This window comes from Neorhizobium sp. USDA 3394, from assembly GCF_056280385.1.
In genome coordinates this window covers 504,907-524,559 of sequence record NZ_JBWCDU010000001.1, presented here as the reverse complement: position 1 = coordinate 524,559, position 19,653 = coordinate 504,907, and the positions used below count along the sequence as shown (strand labels likewise).

The following is a 19,653-nucleotide window of genomic DNA, read 5'->3' as shown; positions in this document are numbered from 1 at the left end:
CCAGGAATACACCACGGATGTTCAAATGAATTGAACTCTGGGGGCTAATGATGAAGCACACGCTTTTTGCGCGGCTGGCGAAGGACCGCGGCGGTAATTTCGGTATCATGACGGCTGCACTGCTTCCCGTCCTGTTTGCGGTCGGCGGCGTCGCGGTCGATCTGACGCAGGCGATGGATGAAAAGAGCCAGCTCCAGGCGCTGGCCGACAGCGCCACTCTCGCTGCGGCGTCCGCCATGGCCGCCAAGGGCACCATGACGACGGCGGAAGCCCAGAAGCTCGGCACCGATATGTATGTCGCCCAGAAGATAGAGGAGCTCAAGAAATCCGGCATTTCCGCTGAGCAGCAGGCCGCGGAAGAGGCCAAGCTTCGAGCGAACACCCAGACATTGGTAACCTCCTCGGGCAGTTCCACCACGGCTGCCAGCTACGAGGTCCGCATGAAGTCGAGCTACGACGTGCCGCTCAGCGGCCTGACCTCGCTTCTCGGCTTCCAGACCGTGCGCGTCAGCGTCGAAAGCGTCGCCGCGAGCGGCCGCGAAGGCAATGCCCTCTCGATGTACCTGGCGCTCGATGAATCGGGCTCGATGGCAGAGGACACAACCACCGTAAACGCAACCGCCCCGACGAAGCCCGGTTGGGTCAATGGACCATACGAATGCGGTAACAAGAATAATTCGAAGACTTGCTACGGCTGGCATATGGGAGATGTGCCCAACTACATAACGAAGATGGCGTCGCTTAAGGCCGCCGCTGGTGTCATGTTCGCCGAGCTTGAAAAGGCCGATCCGAACCACGAACTGATCCGTGTCGGCGCCGATTCCTACGACGACCAGACGAAGGCCCAGCAGAGTATCCAGTGGGGTACTTCGCTCGTGGACAGCTATGTCAAGAAGCTGCCGGAACCACCGTCGGGCGGCACCGACGCCAGCGGCGCGCTGACCAATGCACTCAATGCGCTGAAGAATGCCAACGCCACCGAAAAGACCGCCCATAACGGCAAGGGCAACACCAATTTCGATCGTTACATCGTTTTCATGACGGATGGCGAGATGACCGGCAACAGCGGGACCTGGAATTCGACGATCGACACCAAAGTCCGCGACATCTGCCTGAACGCGAAAAGCGACGGCCTGACGGATGCCGCAAAGCTGAAGCTGAAGAACGGGGAGCAGCTCACGGAAGAGGAAATGTCAAAGGGCATCAAGATCTACACGATCGCCTTCATGGCGCCGGACAAGGGCAAGAAGCTGCTGAACTACTGCGCCAGCGGCCCCGGATATTATTACGAGCCGACTGACATGACGAGCCTTGTGAAAACCTTCGGCGAGATCGCCCGCAAGGCTGCCCAGACCGGCACCCGCCTGACCAACTGAACCTGCTTCCAGAACGGTCGCAAGGACGCCTCGCCCTCACCGGCGGGGCGTTTTTCGTTGGCCTTGTCCGAGCGATACACGCAAAGATAAATCGAGCATTGCAACAGTGTCATAACGGTGCATAAACTGTCGCGATACATCTTGCCAGATGGACTGAATCGGACGCCCCTCCTCCCGCTCCCCAGAAAGTTGGCGACATATGAACAACACGTCTTCTCCGGTCGAAATTCCTCAGCCGGCTCCCCGCAGCTCCCGTCCCGAAATCATGGCGGAAGAGATCATCGAGCGCCTGACCTACCGTATCGGTAAGGACGCCAAGGTGGCCAAGCCGCATGACTGGCTGACCGCCACGATCCTGGTGGTGCGCGACCGCATCATCGACACCTGGATGGAATCGACCCGCAAGGTCTATCGGACCGGCGGCAAGCGCGTTTATTACCTGTCGCTCGAATTCCTGATCGGCCGCCTGATGCGCGACGCCGTCAGCAACATGGGCCTGATGCAGGAAATCCGCGACGCGCTTTCCTCGCTCGGTGTGGATATCGACGTGATTGCCGTTCTCGAACCGGACGCCGCGCTCGGCAACGGCGGTCTCGGCCGTCTCGCCGCCTGTTTCATGGAGAGCATGGCGACCGTCGACATCCCGGCCTATGGCTACGGCATCCGCTACGTCCACGGCCTGTTCCGCCAGCAGATGGCCGACGGCTGGCAGGTCGAGCTTCCGGAAAGCTGGCTTGCCCACGGCAACCCCTGGGAATTCGAACGCCGCGAGAGCTCCTACGAAATCGGTTACGGCGGCACGGTCGAAACCGTCGGCGGCTACGACGAGACGCCGCGCTACGTCTGGAAGCCGGCCGAACGCGTCATCGCCATGGCCTACGACACGCCGGCCGTCGGCTGGCGCGGAAAACGCGTCAACACTCTGCGCCTCTGGTCGGCACAGCCGATCGACCCGATCCTGCTTGACGCCTTCAACGCCGGCGACCACATCGGCGCGCTGCGCGAAAGCAACAAGGCGGAAAGCCTGACCCGCGTCCTCTATCCGGCCGATGCCAACCCGGCCGGCCAGGAACTGCGCCTGCGCCAGGAATTCTTCTTCTCCTCGGCCTCGCTCCAGGACATCCTGCGCCGCCACCTGCAGCAGTATCCGGATTTCACCAACCTTCACGAGAAGGTCGCGATCCAGCTCAATGACACCCACCCGGCCGTGTCGATCGCCGAGCTGATGCGCCTGCTGACCGACATCCACGGCATGGATTTCGAGCAGGCCTGGTCGGTCACCCGCCAGACCTTCTCCTACACCAACCACACGCTGCTGCCGGAGGCGCTGGAAACCTGGCCGGTACCGCTGTTCGAGCGCCTCCTGCCGCGTCACATGCAGATCGTCTATGCGATCAATGCCCTGATCCTGATCGAGGCGCGCAAGCAGAAGAGCTTCTCCGACACCCAGATCCGCGCGATCTCGCTGATCGACGAAAGCGGCGACCGTCGCGTCCGCATGGGCAACCTTGCCTTTGTCGGCTCCCATTCGGTCAACGGCGTCTCGGCCCTGCATACGGACCTGATGAAGGTCACGGTCTTCGCCGACCTGCACACCATGTATCCGGCCCGCATCAACAACAAGACCAACGGCATCACCCCGCGCCGCTGGCTGATGCAGTGCAACCAGGGCCTCACCTCGCTGATCCAGGACGCGATCGGCGACGAGTTCCTCGACAATACCGAAGCGCTCAAGGCACTCGACGCGCATGCGGACGACCCGGCCTTCCAGGAGAAGTTCGCCGCCGTGAAGCGGGCCAACAAGGTGCAGCTTGCCAACCTCGTGGGCAGCCGCATGGGCATCCGCATCGACCCGTCGGCAATGTTCGACATCCAGATCAAGCGCATCCACGAATACAAGCGCCAGCTTCTCAACATCATCGAGGCGGTCGCCCTTTACGACCAGATCCGCTCGCATCCCGAAATGGACTGGGTGCCGCGCGTAAAACTGTTCGCCGGCAAGGCGGCGCCGAGCTATCACAACGCCAAGCTGATCATCAAGCTCGCCAATGACGTGGCGCGCGTCATCAACAACGATCCGGCCGTCCGCGGCCTGCTCAAGGTCGTCTTCGTACCGAACTACAACGTCTCGCTCGCCGAGATCATCGTTCCGGCCGCCGATCTTTCCGAGCAGATCTCGACCGGCCGGCATGGAAGCATCCGGCACCGGCAACATGAAGTTCGCGCTGAACGGCGCGATGACCATCGGCACGCTCGACGGTGCGAACGTCGAGATGCGCGATCATGTCGGCGAGGAGAATATCGTCATCTTCGGCATGACCGCCGACGAGGTCGCCAAGGTCCGTTCCGAGACCTACCAGCCTCGCGCGATCATCGAGAAGTCGCGTGAACTGGCCCAGGCGCTCAACGCGATCGCGACCGGCGTCTTTTCGCCCGACGACCGCTCGCGCTTCACCACCCTCACCGACGGCATCTACAATCACGACTGGTTCATGGTCGCCGCCGATTTCGACGCCTATGCGGACGCCCAGCGCCACGTTGACCAAATCTGGTCCGACCCTAAATCCTGGTATTCGAAGACAATTCGCAATACCGCCCGGATGGGATGGTTCTCCTCGGACAGAACTATTCGTCAGTATGCGTCGGAAATCTGGAGAGCCTGATGAAAAAATCGCCGCGCGTCGATGACGGGAGAGCTCCTGGAGAGATTCCGTTATCCGAGATCGAGGCGATTTTGGAAGGCAGGCATACCAATCCCTTCGCCGTCCTCGGGCTCCACAAGCTCGGGGACGGTTTCAGGGTTCGTTGCTTCGTTCCGGGTGCCGAGGCCGTCACCGCCCTTTCGCTTAGTGGCACCGAACTCGGCGAGCTGACGCGCCGCCACGATGCCGGATATTTCGAAGGCCTCGTCAACGCCACCCACCTCCAGCCCATCCGTTACCGCGCCCGCCGCGGCGATGACGAATGGGCGGTCACTGACCCCTATACGTTCGGCCCGGTGCTCGGGCCCATGGACGATTATTTCGTCCGCGAAGGCTCGCATCTGCGCCTGTTCGACAAGATGGGCGCCCATGCGCTGAAACACGAGGGCGTCGAGGGTTTCCACTTCGCCGTCTGGGCGCCGAACGCCAAGCGCGTTTCCGTCGTCGGTGACTTCAACGGCTGGGACGGCCGACGTCACGTCATGCGGCTGCGCCTCGATACCGGCATCTGGGAGATCTTCGCACCCGATATCCGGGCGGGCGCCGCCTACAAGTTCGAGATCGTCGGCAAGGACGGCACCGTCCTGCCGCTGAAGGCCGACCCTTACGCCCGGCGCGCGGAACTGCGCCCCAATACCGCCTCGGTTACCGCGCCGGAACTCTCCCAGACATGGGACGACGCGGCCCACCGGGAATTCTGGGAAAAGGCCGACCACCGCCGCCAGCCGATCTCGATCTACGAAGTGCATGCCGGCTCCTGGCGCAAGAAGCCGGACGGCTCCTTCCTCTCCTGGGACGAGCTTGCCTCGGAACTGATCCCCTATTGCACCGACATGGGCTTCACCCATATCGAGTTTCTGCCGATCACCGAACATCCCTTCGATCCGTCCTGGGGTTACCAGACGACCGGGCTTTTCGCCCCGTCGGCGCGCTTCGGCGAGCCGGAAGGGTTCGCCCGCTTCGTCAACGGCTGCCACAAGGTCGGCATCGGCGTCATCCTCGATTGGGTACCGGCGCATTTCCCGACCGATGCCCACGGCCTGCGTTTCTTCGACGGTACGGCACTTTATGAACATGCCGATCCGCGCCAGGGTTTTCACCCGGACTGGAACACCGCGATCTACAATTTCGGCCGGCTCGAAGTGCTTTCCTACCTCGTCAACAACGCGCTCTACTGGTCGGAGAAATTCCATCTCGACGGGCTGCGGGTCGATGCCGTCGCCTCCATGCTCTATCTCGACTATTCGCGCAAAGAGGGCGAATGGGTGCCCAACGAATATGGCGGGCGCGAGAACCTGGAAGCAGTGCGCTTCCTGCAGAAGATGAACTCGCTTTCCTATAACGCCCATCCGGGCGTGATGACGATCGCCGAGGAATCGACCTCCTGGCCAAAGGTCTCGCATCCCGTCCACGAGGGAGGCCTCGGCTTCGGCTTCAAGTGGAACATGGGCTGGATGCACGACACGCTGAGCTACCTTCAGCGCGAACCGATCCACCGCAAACATCACCACAACGAACTCACTTTCGGTCTGATCTACGCCTATTCCGAAAACTTCGTCCTGCCACTGTCCCACGACGAAGTGGTGCACGGCAAAGGCTCGCTGATCGCCAAGATGGCCGGCGACGACTGGCAGAAATTCGCGAACCTGCGGGCCTATTACGGTTTCATGTGGGGTTATCCCGGCAAGAAACTGCTGTTCATGGGCCAGGAATTCGCCCAGTGGAGCGAATGGAGCGAAGCCCGCTCGCTCGACTGGAACCTGCTCCAGTATCATCCGCACGAGGGCATGCGCCGCTTGGTCCGCGATCTCAATTTCTGTTACCGCTCCAAACCCGCGCTGCATGCCCGCGACTGCGAGGGCGAAGGTTTCCAGTGGCTGATCGCCGACGACGCGGAAAACTCCGTCTATGCGTGGCTGCGCATGTCGCCGGGAGAAAAGCCGGTGGCGGTTATCAGCAATTTTACGCCCGTCTACCGTGAAAATTTCCGCATCCCCTTGCCAATCGAAGGCAGATGGCGGGAAATCCTGAATACCGACGCCGAGATCTACGGCGGCAGCGGCAAAGGCAATGGCGGTCGCGTTCAGGCTGTGAACGCGGGAGGAACCGTTCAGGCCGAAGTCACGCTGCCGCCGCTGGCGACGATCATGCTCGAACTGGAACAAGCATAAGGGACCTTGGGAGGGAAACGATGAACGAAAAGAGAATTCAGCCCCTGTCGCGCGATGCAATGGCCTATGTGCTTGCCGGCGGCCGCGGCAGTCGCCTGAAGGAACTCACCGACCGTCGCGCCAAGCCTGCCGTCTATTTCGGCGGCAAGGCGCGCATCATCGATTTCGCGCTGTCGAACGCGCTGAATTCCGGCATCCGCCGCATCGGGGTGGCGACCCAGTACAAGGCCCATTCGCTGATCCGCCACATGCAGCGCGGCTGGAACTTCTTCCGGCCCGAGCGCAACGAGAGCTTCGACATCCTGCCCGCCTCCCAGCGTGTCTCCGAGACGCAATGGTATGAAGGCACAGCCGACGCCGTCTTCCAGAACATCGACATCATCGAGGCCTACGCGCCCGAATACATGGTCATCCTGGCCGGCGACCACGTCTACAAGATGGACTACGAATACATGCTGCAGCAGCATGTGGACAGCGGCGCGCAGGTTACCGTCGGCTGCCTCGAAGTGCCGCGCATGGAAGCGACCGGCTTCGGCGTCATGCATGTCAACGAGAAGGACGAGATCATCGCCTTCGTCGAGAAGCCCGCCGATCCGCCCGGCATTCCCGGCAATCCGGATTTCGCGCTCGCCTCGATGGGCATCTACGTTTTCCACACCAAGTTCCTGATGGACGTGCTGAAGCGCGACGCGGAAACGCCCGGCTCCAGCCGCGATTTCGGCAAGGACATCATCCCCTATATCGTCGAACACGGGAAAGCCGTCGCCCACCGTTTCGCCGACAGCTGCGTCCGCTCCGATTTCGAACGCGAGCCCTACTGGCGCGACGCCGGCACGGTGGACGCCTACTGGCAGGCCAATATCGACCTGACCGAGATTGTCCCCGGCCTCGATATCTACGACAAGTCCTGGCCGATCTGGACCTATGCGGAAATCACCCCGCCTGCAAAATTCGTCCATGACGACGAAAACCGCCGTGGTTCGGCGACCTCCTCGGTCGTATCCGGCGACTGCATCATCTCCGGCTCGTCGCTCAATCGCAGCCTGCTCTTCACCGGGGTGCGCGCCAATTCCTATTCACGCCTGGAGGGCGCGGTCGTGCTGCCGAATGTCAGGATCGGACGACGCGCGCAGCTTCGTAATGTCGTCATCGATCACGGTGTAACCATTCCCGAAGGCCTGGTGGTCGGCGAAGATCCCGAACTCGATGCGAAGCGTTTCCGCCGCACCGAAACCGGTATCTGCCTGATCACCCAGGCAATGATCGACAAACTGGATCTGTAACGTCTTATGCAAGTGCTTTCGGTCGCGTCCGAAGTCTATCCGCTCGTGAAGACCGGCGGGCTGGCCGATGTGGCCGGCGCGCTGCCGCTCGCCCTCAAAGGCCATGGCGTTTCGGTGAAGACGCTGATGCCCGGTTATCCGGCGGTGATGCGCGTCGTCAAGGACGCCAAGCTCCGCCTGAGTTTCGAAAACCTGCTCGGCGCCAGGGCCGACGTGCTCGAGGTCGAGTATCAGGGCCTCGACCTCCTGATCCTCGATTCCCCGACTTTTTTCGATCGGCCCGGCGGCCCTTACGTCGATGCCGCCTCCAGGGACCATTTCGACAACTGGCGGCGCTTCGCGGCCCTTTCCAAGGCCGGCGCGATGATCGCGCAGGGTGCCATGGCGGGTGGCATTGAAGGCTGGCGGCCGGATATCGTCCACGTCCACGACTGGCAGGCGGCGATGGTGCCGGCCTACATGCGCTATTCGGCCGAGCCCGAAGTGCCGACCCTCATCACCATCCACAACATTGCCTTCCAGGGGCAGTACGGCGCCGATATCTTCCCCTATCTCGAACTGCCGGCGCATGCCTTCGGCATCGAAGGCGTCGAATATTTCGGCGGCGTCGGTTTCCTGAAGGCCGGCCTTCAGACGAGCTGGGCGATCTCGACCGTCAGCCCCTCCTATGCCGAGGAAATCCTCACCCCCGAATTCGGCATGGGGCTGGAAGGCCTGTTGACGATCCGCCAGCGCGATCTCCACGGCATCGTCAACGGCATCGATGCCGACATCTGGGACCCGGCGACCGACCCCGCCGTGCAGGCCCACTACAATGCGACGACGCTGAAGACCCGCGCCGAGAACAAGCGGGCGGTCGCAGAACGCTTCGGTCTCGACCAGGAGGCCGGGCCGCTCTTCTGCGTCATCTCGCGGCTCACCTGGCAGAAGGGCATGGACCTGCTCTCCGAAACGCTCGACGATCTCGTCGCCATGGGCGGCCGGCTTGCCGTCCTCGGCTCCGGCGACCGGGCGCTCGAAAACGCCTTCCATGCCGCCGCCAGACGCCATCCCGGCAAGGTCGCCGTCCTTTCCATCTATGACGAACCGCTCTCCCACCTGATGCAGGCTGGCTGCGATGCGATCGTCATTCCCTCGCGCTTCGAGCCCTGCGGCCTGACCCAACTCTACGGCCTGCGCTACGGCTGCATTCCCGTCGTCGCCCGCACCGGCGGCCTGAACGACACCGTCATCGATGCCAGCCACGCCGCAATCGCCGCCAGGGCGGCCACTGGCGTGTCCTTCGGGCCGGTCACCACCGATAACCTGCGTCGGGCGCTTCGCCGCGCCGTTAGCCTCTACCATCAGCCGAAGGTCTGGACGGGGATGCAGAAGCAGGGCATGAAATCCGATGTATCCTGGGAAAGGAGCGCCGGACTTTATGCCGGCCTCTATGCCAGCCTCATTGCCAAAAAAGGATCATGACCATGATCAAGACCGTTTCGACGACACCCTTTCAGGATCAGAAGCCGGGCACGTCCGGCCTGCGCAAGAAGGTCCCGGTTTTCGCGCAGGCGAACTACGCGGAGAACTTCATCCAGTCGATCTTTGACAGCCTCGAAGGCTTCGAGGGCCAGACGCTGGTGATCGGCGGCGACGGCCGCTACTACAACCGCGAAGTCATCCAGAAGGCGATCAAGATGGCCGCAGCCAGCGGCTTCGGCAAGGTCATGGTCGGCCAGGGCGGCATCCTCTCCACCCCTGCCGCCTCAAACATCATCCGCAAATATCAGGCCTATGGCGGCATCATCCTCTCGGCCAGCCACAATCCCGGCGGCCCGACCGAGGATTTCGGCATCAAGTACAATATCGGCAATGGCGGCCCGGCCCCGGAAAAGATCACCGACGCGATCTTCGCCCGCTCCAAGGTCATCGATACCTATAAGATCGCCGACGTCGCCGATCTCGATCTCGATGCGATCGGGACCTTCGACGTCGCCGGCATGACCGTCGAGGTGATCGATCCGGTCGCCGACTATGCCGAATTGATGGAACAGCTCTTCGATTTCCCGTCGATCCGGGCGCTCATCGCCAGCGGCGTTAATGTCGTCATCGATTCGATGGGCGCCGTCACCGGCCCCTATGCGCGGCAGATTCTCGAAAACCGCCTCGGCGCCCCGGAAGGCTCGGTGCGTAACGCCGTTCCCCTGCCGGATTTCGGCGGCCACCACCCGGACCCCAACCTCGTCCACGCCAAGGAACTCTATGACGATGTGATGAGCCCCGGCGGCCCGCATTTCGGCGCCGCCTCCGACGGCGACGGCGACCGTAACATGATCGTCGGCAAGGGCATGTTCGTCACTCCCTCCGACAGTCTCGCGATCATCGCCGCCAACGCCACCGTCGCCCCGGGTTACGCCCGCGGCATCGCCGGCATCGCCCGCTCCATGCCGACCAGTGCCGCCGCCGACCGCGTCGCCGAAAAGCTCGGCATCGGCATGTACGAGACCCCGACCGGCTGGAAATTCTTCGGCAACCTACTCGACGCCGGCAAGGCGACGGTCTGCGGTGAAGAGAGCTTCGGCACCGGCTCCGACCACGTGCGCGAAAAGGACGGCCTCTGGGCGGTGCTCTTCTGGCTGAACATCATGGCCGCCCGCAACGAAAGCGTCGCCGAGATCGTCAAGTCGCACTGGGCTGAATACGGCCGCAACTACTATTCGCGCCACGACTATGAAGAAGTCGATTCGGAGGCTGCCAACCTCCTGATCACTGCGCTCCGCGACAAGCTGGCGACCCTCCCCGGCCAGACTTTCGGCGCGCTGAAAGTCGCCACTGCCGACGACTTCGCCTATCACGACCCGATCGACGGTTCGGTTTCGAAGAACCAGGGCATCCGCATCCTCTTCGAAGGAGGCTCCCGCGTCGTCTTCCGCCTCTCCGGCACCGGCACCTCGGGCGCCACGATCCGCGTCTATGTCGAACGCTACGAGCCCGATCCGTCGCGCCACACAATCGACACCCAGGAAGCGCTCGCCGACCTTATCGCGGTGGCCGACCAGATCTCCGATCTCCGCAAGAGGACAGGCCGCGACAAGCCGACCGTGATTACCTGATGGCCTAAACGCCAGACTCGGGACACCACGGATGGTTTCACCCCCCTCTGCCCTGCCGGGCATCTCCCCCTCAAGGGGGGAGATCGGATGGAGCAACGCCTCGCCTCCCGTTAGCGTCGCCGGGGTAATAAAGCAGTGCGTCTTGCAGATCTCTCCCCTTGAGGGGGAGATGCCCGGCAGGGCAGAGGGGGGTAACACCATTGGCCAGACCGTCTGACCCGAAACTCGGCGTATCCCTGACAGCAGACGGCGCGGATTTCGCCGTCTGGTCGCACCATGCCGAGCGGATCGAACTCTGCCTCTTCGACGCCGAGGGAAAGAAGGAAACCGCCCGCCACCGGCTGGTGCGCGGCCGTGACGACATTCATCGCATCTCGGTGCCGGCGCTCGGTGCCGGCGCCCGTTACGGCTACCGCGCCTGGGGCGCCTACGATCCCGACAACGGCTCCTGGTTCGATTCGTCGAAACTGCTCGTCGATCCCTATGCCCGCGAGCTCGACCGTCCCTTCCGGCACGATGCCCGGCTCTCGATGTTCGGCGTCGATACCGCCGATCTCGTGCCGAAGACGATCATTACCCGCGATCCGCTCGCCAAGATCGGCCGCCCGATCCTGCCGCCCGGCGGCTTCGTCTACGAGGTCGCGGTAAAACCCTTCACCATGCTCCACCCGGCGATCCCGGAAAAACAGCGCGGCACGGTCGCGGCGCTTGCCCATCCCTCGATCGTCGCGCACCTGAAGAAGATCGGGGTGGATGCGATCGAGCTGATGCCGATCACCGCCTGGATCGACGAACGCCACCTGCCCCCGCTCGGCCTCACCAACGGCTGGGGATACAATCCGATCGCCTTCATGGCGCTCGACCCGCGCCTCTGCCCCGGCGGCATCAGGGAACTGCGCGAGACGGTCGCGACACTGCACCAGGCCGGCATCGGCACCATTCTCGACCTCGTCTTCAACCATACCGGCGAAAGCGACCGGTTTGGCGCGACCCTTTCCATGCGCGGCCTCGACAACCGCGCCTATTATCGCCACGTGCCCGGCGAGCCGGGCCACCTCGTCAACGATACCGGCACCGGCAACACCGTCGCCTGCGACCACCCTTACGTCCGCCGGCTGATCATCGACACGCTCCGGCATTTCGTCGTGCATGCCGGCATAGACGGCTTCCGTTTCGACCTTGCCCCGATCATCGGCCGCACGGAAAGCGGTTTCGATGCCAAGGGCGAGACGCTGAAGGCGATGATATCGGACGAGGCGCTGAAGGACCGTATCCTGATCGCCGAGCCTTGGGATATCGGCCCCGGCGGTTATCAGCTCGGCAATTTCCCGGAACCCTTCCTCGAATGGAACGACCGCTCCCGCGACGACATGCGCCGTTACTGGCGTGGCGACCTTTGGACGACCGGCGCGCTCGCAACGAGGCTTGCAGGCTCCTCCGACATCTTCGAGAAGTCCGGCCGCACGCGCACGGTCAACTTCCTCGCCGCCCATGACGGTTTCACCCTGATGGATCTCGTCTCCAACGAGCATAAGCACAACGAGGCGAACGGCGAAGCCAACCGCGACGGCCACGGCGAGAACTTTTCCTGGAACAACGGCGTCGAAGGCCAGACCGACGATGTCACCATCGTCGAAAACCGCCGGCGCGATGTCGCCGCCCTCATCTCCACCCTGTTTGCCAGCCGCGGCACGGTGATGCTGACCATGGGCGACGAAGCCGGACGCAGCCAGCGCGGCAACAACAATGCCTATTGCCAGGACAATGCCATCACCTGGTTCGATTGGAGCAAGATCGACAAGGCGCTGATCGAACACACCGCCATGCTCGCCGCGCTTCGAAAGCGCTTCGCGGTCTTTTCGGAAACCTCCTTCTTCACCGGCAACGGCGATATCGAATGGCTGTCCGCCTCCGGCAAGCCCATGGAGGTCGGCGACTGGGAAAATCCCGGCAACCCGGTGCTCGGCATGGTGCTGAAGACGCTCGACCGGCAGACCGACAAGGACACCCGCATCGCCATCCTCTTCAACCGCGGCCACGAGCAGGTAAGCTTTGCGCTTCCCGGCTGGGGCTGGAGACATTTCAGCTCCCGGGAGCTGTGGAATCAGGTGCTTCCCGCCCGTTCGGTACGTTTCTGCATCGAAGAATGATGCGCCGCAAAAATCACTCGCCAACCAAGGCAAACCCTGTAAAGTCCGCCAGCCATCAGAGCAATTCCGGGAAGCGCACGAGGCGGTTCTTCGCCCGAAACGGCGTTTAATTCTCGAAGACATCAGTGAGGTCGCATGCGTGAAATTTCGCTAACCGAGGTCGGGGGTCTGGTTGGCACGGAAGTCGGCGTATCGGACTGGCTCACGGTGGATCAGCCGATGATCGACCTCTTCGCCAAGGCCACCCACGACCATCAGTTCATCCATGTCGATCCGGAACGGGCGCTTGCCGAAAGCCCCTTCGGCGGCACCATCGCCCACGGTTTCCTGACGCTGTCGCTGCTGTCCGCCATGAACTTCGACTGCGTGCCGAGAATCCGCGAACAGACGATGGGCATCAATTACGGTTTCGACCGCATCCGCTTCATGTCGCCGGTCAAGAGCGGCAGCCGCATCCGCGGCCATTTCACGCTGGCCGAAACCCGCTTCCGCGGCGCAGGCATGCTGATGACCACCTATGACATCTCGATCGAGATCGAGAACGAGAGGAAACCGGCGCTCACGGCCATCTGGATCACCATCATCCAGTTCGATCCGAAGGACCGTCCCGAAGGAGTGTGAGCGCGATGGCATCCGAAGACGAAATCAGACAAGCGTTCCGGGAACAGGTCGTCGGGGGCCGTATCCTCGCATCGCCTTTTACCACAAGCAAATCCCGCCAGCCCGGCGAGTGATCCGCGCGCCGCCTAAGCCCCCATTTCCATCAGCACGAAACCGATGAGCGGCAGCAGTGCCGCGCCGATCGCGAGGTGGGCGGTGCCGGTCGGCGTCAGGCCGACGGCCGCGCCGGAAATGCCGGCCCCGATCAATCCCGCTATCGGGATAGAGAGGCTCCGGTCGATCCCCGGTACGAAGAAGGCGATCGCCCCCGCAACCGACGCGCAGGCGCCGATCAGCGCACCTTTCCAGATCTCGATTCCGGCAAGTTTTGCGGCAATCGCCCCGCCGATCACCGCCGCAACGACGGCAATTGCCATCAGTGTGAATTGTCCCATGACATCCTCCCCATTCTCATGAGGAGAGTGAGGTTCTGTCAGAGCAAGTCAAGTGAGGCTATTGTCTTAGACGGCCGCGTCCTGTGCGCCTTCCGCCAGAAGGCCGAAGGCATAGTCCGAAAACGACCGCCAGACCTCCATCCGGAAGGCATCGCCACCGGTTCGCAGAAGCACGATTTCCACCTTGCCGAAAACGGTCCGCGAGCAGGCGCCGACCGGAAAGGCCTTCAGCGACAGGTCCTGCGGGCAGCCGGCGTTGATCGCCGCTGCAGCCCCCGGCCCCGACACCAGGAGCGCCGTATTGCGGTGCGAAACATCGGTCGCGGAATGCAGCGCGCCGGAATTCTTCGCGGCCTGCATCAGCCCGCCGTCCCCTTCCGCGATCACCAGCCATTCGTCCGGCCCGAGCCACAGTGCCGAGCGACCATTGCCGGAAGCCGAGGTTTTCGGCCTGACCGGCAGATCGACGCCGAGCGCCGAAGAGAGCGCCGCGACATCCTCGGCCCTGGCGCGCAGCGAAATGCGCTCGGCGGGCGGTGCGGCTTCGAGACGGACGGTCGACGAACCGCCGTGGAAACCGGAAAGAGGCGAAGTGCGGTTTGCCAGATCAGCCCCAGAATCAGCCATGGATGCGGCCTCCATCCTTGTCGAAGAATACCATGTCGGTCACTTCCACTTCGATCGTCCTGTCTTTCAGCGGCACATGCAGCGTCTCGCCGATCCGCGCCCTTCCGCCGGCAACCAGCGCCAGCGCGATCGACCGGCCGCAATTCTCCGACCAGTATGCGGAGGTCACATGGCCGAGCATGGTCATCGGCTTGGCCTGGTTCGGATCGGCGACGATCTGGCCGCCCTCTTCCAACACCACGGCCGGGTCCTTGGTCAGCAACCCGACGAGCTGCTTGCGGTTTTCGCGCACCAGGTCCGGGCGCTTCAGCCCGCGAATGCCGACAAAATCCGGTTTCTTGGAGGACACCGCCCAGCCGAGGCCCGCATCGTGTGGCGTTACCGTACCGTCCGTATCCTGGCCGACGATGATATAGCCCTTTTCGGCACGCAGCACGTGCATGGTTTCGGTGCCGTAGAGGCAGGCGCCCATCGGCTCCGCCCGTTCCCAGATCGCCTTCCACACCGCCGGGCCGTAGTCGGCCGGCACGTTGATTTCGTAACCGAGCTCGCCCGTGAACGACACCCGGAAGAGCCGCGCCGGCACGCCCATCACGCTGCATTCCGCCACGCTCATATGCGGAAACGCCTCGTTGGAAATATCGACGCCCTCGACGAAGGGCTGGATGATCTCCCGCGCCTTCGGCCCCTGCACGGCGATGACTGCCCATTGCTCGGTGGTCGAGGTGAGCCAGACCTTGAGATGCGGGAATTCCGTCTGCAGATAGTCTTCCATGTGATGCAGCACGCGTGGCGCGCCGCCGGTCGTGGTCGTCACATGAAAACGGTCCTCGGCAAGCCGGCCGACGACGCCGTCGTCATAAACGAAACCGTCCTCGCGGGTCATGATCCCGTAGCGGCTCTTGCCGGGCTTCAGCGTATCCCAGGCATTCGTATAGAGGAGGTTGAGGAACTGCGCCGCATCCGGGCCGACCACCTCGATCTTGCCGAGCGTCGAACCGTTGAACACGCCCGCCACTTCGCGCACCGTCCGGCATTCGCGGTTGACGGCCGCCAGCATGTCCTCGCCGCGCCTCGGGTAATACCAGGCGCGTTTCCAGTTGCCGACATCCTCGAATTCGGCGCCTTCAGCCGTTTCGAGTGCGTGCATCGGCGTCTTGCGCGCCGGATCGAAAAGCTCTCCACGCGAATGGCCGACCAGCGTGCCGTAGGTGACCGGCGTATAGGGCGCCCGGAACGTGGTGAGCCCCACCTGCGGGATCGGCCGGTCGAGCATTTCGGCGGCGATGGCGAGGCCGTGCATGTTGGAAAGCTTGCCCTGGTCGGACGCCATGCCGTTGGTGGTGAAGCGCTTGATATGCTCGATCGAATGCATGCCCTCGCGCACTGCAAGACGGATGTCCTTGGCGGTCACGTCGTGCTGGAAATCGACGAAAGCCTTCACCGTCGTGTCCGGCCCCGCGCCTTCCGCCGCACCGATCATGCCGCCGGTCCATTCGAACCGGTTTTCGCCCGCAAGCGCCACCGAACCGCCGCCTGCCGCAATCGCCTCGTCGATCAGTTCGGCCAGATCGTCCGTGCCGTTGCAGGAGCCGACGGAAACGCAGTCCTGTGCATAGATATTCGGCAGGAAACGCTGGTTGACGTCGTCGAACCGCAGTTTTCCGCGCGACTGCGAAAACAGGTGCACCGAAGGCGTCCAGCCGGCCGAAACGATCAGCGCGTCGACCGGGATCTTGCGGGCATCGCCGCCGCCGTTGCGCGCCACGGTCATCGAGGAAATCCGCAGCCGGCCGCCGGTATCGGTCACCGAATGGCCGCTCAGCACGGAGATGCCAAGCGCACGGGCTTCCGCCAGCAGCGCCTCGCCGGGATCGGCACGACAATCGACGATCGCCGCGATCGAGACGCCCGCCCGCTTCAGGTCGAAGGCGGCTTCATAGGCCGAATCATGCGCCGTGTAGACGCCGATCTGTCTACCAACCGCGACGCCGTGATGGTTGAGGAACGTGCGTGCCGCAGAGGCCAGCATGATGCCCGGCCGGTCGTTGTTGGCGAATACCATGTGCCGCTCGATCGAACCGGTCGCCAGCACCACTTTTTTTCGCCCGCACCTGCCACAACCGCTCGCGCGGCAGATCCTTGCCGGGCTTGGCGACATGGTCGGTCACCCGCTCCACGAGGCCGAGGAAACCGTGGTTGTAATAACCGAACACCGTCGTGCGGGTCAGCACCGTCACGTTCGGCATGGCCTTAAGCTTTGCCGCCGTCGCCTGCGCCCAGTCGTAACCGTTCTGTCCGTCGATCGTGGTCGCCGTGTCGTAATGCAGGGCGCCGCCGACTTCCGGCTGTTCGTCGACCAGGAAAACGCTTGCCCCTGTCGCAGCCGCCGAAAGCGCCGCCGTCAGGCCAGCCACGCCGGCGCCGGCGATCAGCACGTCGCAATGGGCGTAGCGGTTGGCATAGTGATCCGGATCCTCTTCCGTCGGCGCGACGCCGAGGCCGGCCGCCCGGCGGATGAAGGGTTCGTAGATCTTCACCCAGGCCTCGCGCGGCCACATGAAGGTCTTGTAGTAGAAACCGGCCGCAAAGAACGGCGAGAACAGATTGTTGACCGCCCCGACATCGAACTTGAGCGACGGCCAGCGGTTCTGCGAGGCGATCTTCGCCCCGTCGAAGACTTCCTGCACGGTGGCCCGCACGTTCGGCTGGCGCCGCGCCGCATCGCGCGACACGTCGATCAGCGCATTCGGCTCTTCCGGACCGGCGGACAGAATGCCGCGCGGCCGATGGTATTTGAACGAGCGGCCGAGCAGGTGCACGCCATGCGCCAGCAGCGCCGAGGCGACGGTATCGCCTTCCAGCGCAGTATAACTCTTGCCGTCGAAGGTGAACCGCGCCGTGCGGGCGGGCGTCAACCGGCCCGCACCCTTGATGCGGAAGGTGCCTGAATTGGAGGAAGCGCTCATCGTGCGTCTCCTTCGGTCGCTTCATAGGTCTCGACGGTCTTTTCCGAGGCCCCGGTTTCGGGGAGCGGCTGCTTCGGCATTCCCGCCTTGTAGGTCGTCAGGAACCGGTCGCTCACCGTGTCGCGCGCCGCGTTGAAGAACCGGCCGCAGCCATGGATATGCCGCCAGCGTTCATAGGTGAGGCCTTTTTCGTTGTTGCGCAGGAAGAAATATTCCGCGAATTCCTCGTCGGAAATCGCCGAGATATTTTCCGGCCGCGCAATATGCGCCTCGCCGGCCCAGCGGAATTCCAGTTCCGAGCGGTCTTCGTCGCAATAGGGGCAATGGATCAGCAGCATGAAAGTCTCCCGGCACATAGGGTCGGTGTAAAAGCCAGCCTCGCGTTCCCTCTTCTCCCCAGCGGGGAGAAGGTGCCCGAAGGGCGGATGAGGGGGCGAGCGACGAAAGGAGCGAGCGTCCGAGCGACAAGCGAAGGACGAGCTTGCCTTGACGCCCCCCTCATCCGGCTGCCGCCACCTTCTCCCCGCTGGGGAGAAGAAGGACCCCATCCTGCGCCCGCAAAAATGTCGAAAGCCGCCAACATCAATGCGCCACCGCGGCGGCAGCCGCCTCGTCGATCAGCCGTCCTGTCCGGAACCGGTCGAGCGTCAGCCCCGCCGCCAGCCGGTGCGGTTCGCCCTTGGCGATCAGATGCGCGAAGAGATTGGCCGAACCAGGCGTAGCCTTGAAGCCGCCGGTTCCCCAGCCGCAATTGACGAACAGTCCCGGCACCGGCGTGATGCCCTGGATCGGCGAGCGGTCCGGCGTGTTGTCGGTGATACCGCCCCACTGGCGCATCATCTTCACCCGACGGAAGATCGGGAAAAGCTCGCAGATGGCGTCGAGCGTATGGGTGATGATCTGCAGACCGCCGGTCTGGGAATAGGAATTGTACTGGTCGGTGCCGGCGCCGATGACGAGTTCGCCCTTGTCCGACTGCGAGATATAGGCATGCACCGTGTTCGACATGACGACGCAGGGGAAGATCGGCTTGAGTGGTTCCGAGACCAGCGCCTGCAGCGGAGTTGAATGGAGCGGCACACGCACGCCGGCCATCTCCATCACCACGGACGAATGCCCGGCGGCCGAAACGCCGATTTTCTTCGCCCCGATGAAGCCCTTGCTCGTCTCGACGCCCAGAACCTCGCCGTTCGGGCCGCGACGGATGCCGGTCACTTCGCAATTCTGGATGATGTGAACGCCGCGATCCGACGCGGCCCGCGCATAACCCCAGGCGACCGCATCGTGGCGGGCAGTGCCGCCGCGCCGCTGCAGGGCGGCGCCGTTGATCGGGTAACGCGCCGTCTTGGCAATATCGAGCGGCGGCACATAGGCCTTGGCCTGCTCCGGCGTCAGCCATTCGTTGTCGATGCCGTAGAGCCGGTTGGCGTTGATATGCCGCTTGAAGCTCTGCATGTCATGGGTGTTGTGCGACAGCATCATCACGCCGCGGGGCGAATACATGACATTGTAGTTGAGATCCTGGCTCAAGCCCTCCCAGAGCTTCAGCGAATGCTCGTAGATGTCCATGCTCTCTTCATAGAGATAGTTGGAACGGATGATCGTCGTGTTGCGGCCGGTATTGCCGCCGCCGAGCCAGCCCTTTTCGATCACCGCGACATTGGTGATGCCGTGCTCCTTGGCCAGGTAATAGGCAGCGCCCAGGCCATGCCCGCCGGCGCCGACGATAATCACGTCGTATGCGCTGCGCGGCTCCGGAGAGGCCCATTGCGCTTCCCAGCCCTTGTGGGCACGCATCGCCTCGCGGGCCACGGCGAAAACCGAATATTTGCGCATCTCGCCTCGAACTCCTCGGATCGTCAGCCCTAATCGCAGGGCCGGCATTTGGGTAGTGCCATACCCATCGCAAATCAATATGCGTCGCAATGGCTCTATTGCGACGCATTCGCCTTCTCTATCGACACCGGCAGGATCGGCTGTCGATTGGACGACATCCGACCGACGTGCCGGACGCTGCGGCGCCTGGCCGAGATATCGCGAAACCTGCCCGGATAACCGTCGGATCGACTGCTTCCGGCTGGGGCCGCATTCGGATCATGGACCACGACAGGCCCCTCCCATTCATGCCACCCCCGCAAAAGGCCGCCGATTTGGCGCAATCAAGCTTAATGCGTCTGGACTTCGCACATCTCTTCTGCTATCTGCCGTCATCAATCGCACGGCTC

Annotated in this window: 11 protein-coding genes and 2 pseudogenes; 8 read left to right on the top strand and 5 right to left on the bottom strand. The window is 63.1% G+C overall.

Annotated features, from left to right (window positions below):
• The first annotated feature begins 47 nt into the window (after positions 1–47).
• The 8 genes and pseudogenes from ACZ9EJ_RS02255 (at position 48) to ACZ9EJ_RS02220 (ending at position 13,398) form a co-directional block, all read left to right on the top strand.
• Positions 48–1,376, top strand: a complete 1,329-nt coding sequence (locus tag ACZ9EJ_RS02255) for a TadE/TadG family type IV pilus assembly protein (RefSeq protein ID WP_046639545.1) — start codon at positions 48–50, stop codon at positions 1,374–1,376.
• A 199-nt stretch (positions 1,377–1,575) separates the two neighbouring features.
• A pseudogene (locus ACZ9EJ_RS02250) lies at positions 1,576–4,039 on the top strand (glycogen/starch/alpha-glucan phosphorylase).
• On the top strand, positions 4,039–6,249 hold the full coding sequence (gene glgB / locus ACZ9EJ_RS02245) for a 1,4-alpha-glucan branching protein GlgB (RefSeq protein ID WP_046629152.1): 2,211 nt from the start codon (positions 4,039–4,041) through the stop codon (positions 6,247–6,249). The pseudogene ACZ9EJ_RS02250 and the gene glgB overlap by 1 nt, the downstream one beginning before the upstream one ends.
• A 20-nt stretch (positions 6,250–6,269) precedes the next feature.
• Positions 6,270–7,532, top strand: a complete 1,263-nt coding sequence (glgC, locus tag ACZ9EJ_RS02240) for a glucose-1-phosphate adenylyltransferase (protein ID WP_037077261.1) — start codon at positions 6,270–6,272, stop codon at positions 7,530–7,532.
• A gap of 6 nt (positions 7,533–7,538) precedes the next feature.
• Positions 7,539–8,996: a glycogen synthase GlgA gene (glgA, locus tag ACZ9EJ_RS02235; protein WP_046639544.1), complete on the top strand. Its 1,458-nt coding sequence runs from the start codon at positions 7,539–7,541 to the stop codon at positions 8,994–8,996.
• A 2-nt stretch (positions 8,997–8,998) separates the two neighbouring features.
• A complete protein-coding gene (locus tag ACZ9EJ_RS02230; RefSeq protein WP_046639605.1) occupies positions 8,999–10,627 on the top strand; it encodes an alpha-D-glucose phosphate-specific phosphoglucomutase in 1,629 nt (542 codons plus the stop codon).
• A 200-nt stretch (positions 10,628–10,827) separates the two neighbouring features.
• Positions 10,828–12,777 (top strand): glycogen debranching protein GlgX, encoded by a 1,950-nt coding sequence (glgX, locus tag ACZ9EJ_RS02225; RefSeq protein ID WP_046639543.1) that lies wholly within the window; start codon positions 10,828–10,830, stop codon positions 12,775–12,777.
• A gap of 135 nt (positions 12,778–12,912) precedes the next feature.
• Positions 12,913–13,398, top strand: a complete 486-nt coding sequence (locus ACZ9EJ_RS02220; RefSeq protein ID WP_046629146.1) for a MaoC family dehydratase — start codon at positions 12,913–12,915, stop codon at positions 13,396–13,398.
• A gap of 125 nt (positions 13,399–13,523) precedes the next feature.
• On the opposite strand, the gene ACZ9EJ_RS02215 is transcribed toward ACZ9EJ_RS02220, so the two are convergent.
• The 5 genes and pseudogenes from ACZ9EJ_RS02215 to ACZ9EJ_RS02195 all read right to left on the bottom strand — a co-directional run bounded on the left by ACZ9EJ_RS02215 (position 13,524) and on the right by ACZ9EJ_RS02195 (position 19,264).
• Positions 13,524–13,832, bottom strand: a complete 309-nt coding sequence (locus ACZ9EJ_RS02215) for a hypothetical protein (protein WP_046639542.1) — start codon at positions 13,830–13,832, stop codon at positions 13,524–13,526.
• Between the two features lie 66 nt (positions 13,833–13,898).
• On the bottom strand, positions 13,899–14,459 hold the full coding sequence (locus ACZ9EJ_RS02210) for a sarcosine oxidase subunit gamma (RefSeq protein ID WP_046639541.1): 561 nt from the start codon (positions 14,457–14,459) through the stop codon (positions 13,899–13,901).
• A pseudogene (locus tag ACZ9EJ_RS02205) lies at positions 14,452–17,428 on the bottom strand (sarcosine oxidase subunit alpha). The gene ACZ9EJ_RS02210 and the pseudogene ACZ9EJ_RS02205 overlap by 8 nt, the downstream one beginning before the upstream one ends.
• Positions 17,425–17,766 (bottom strand): sarcosine oxidase subunit delta, encoded by a 342-nt coding sequence (locus ACZ9EJ_RS02200; protein ID WP_046639604.1) that lies wholly within the window; start codon positions 17,764–17,766, stop codon positions 17,425–17,427. The pseudogene ACZ9EJ_RS02205 and the gene ACZ9EJ_RS02200 overlap by 4 nt, the downstream one beginning before the upstream one ends.
• Before the next feature lie 244 nt (positions 17,767–18,010).
• Positions 18,011–19,264 carry a sarcosine oxidase subunit beta family protein gene (locus ACZ9EJ_RS02195; protein WP_046639539.1) on the bottom strand — a complete coding sequence of 418 codons (1,254 nt, stop codon included), beginning with the start codon at positions 19,262–19,264 and terminating at the stop codon, positions 18,011–18,013.
• Between the last annotated feature and the right edge of the window lie 389 nt (positions 19,265–19,653).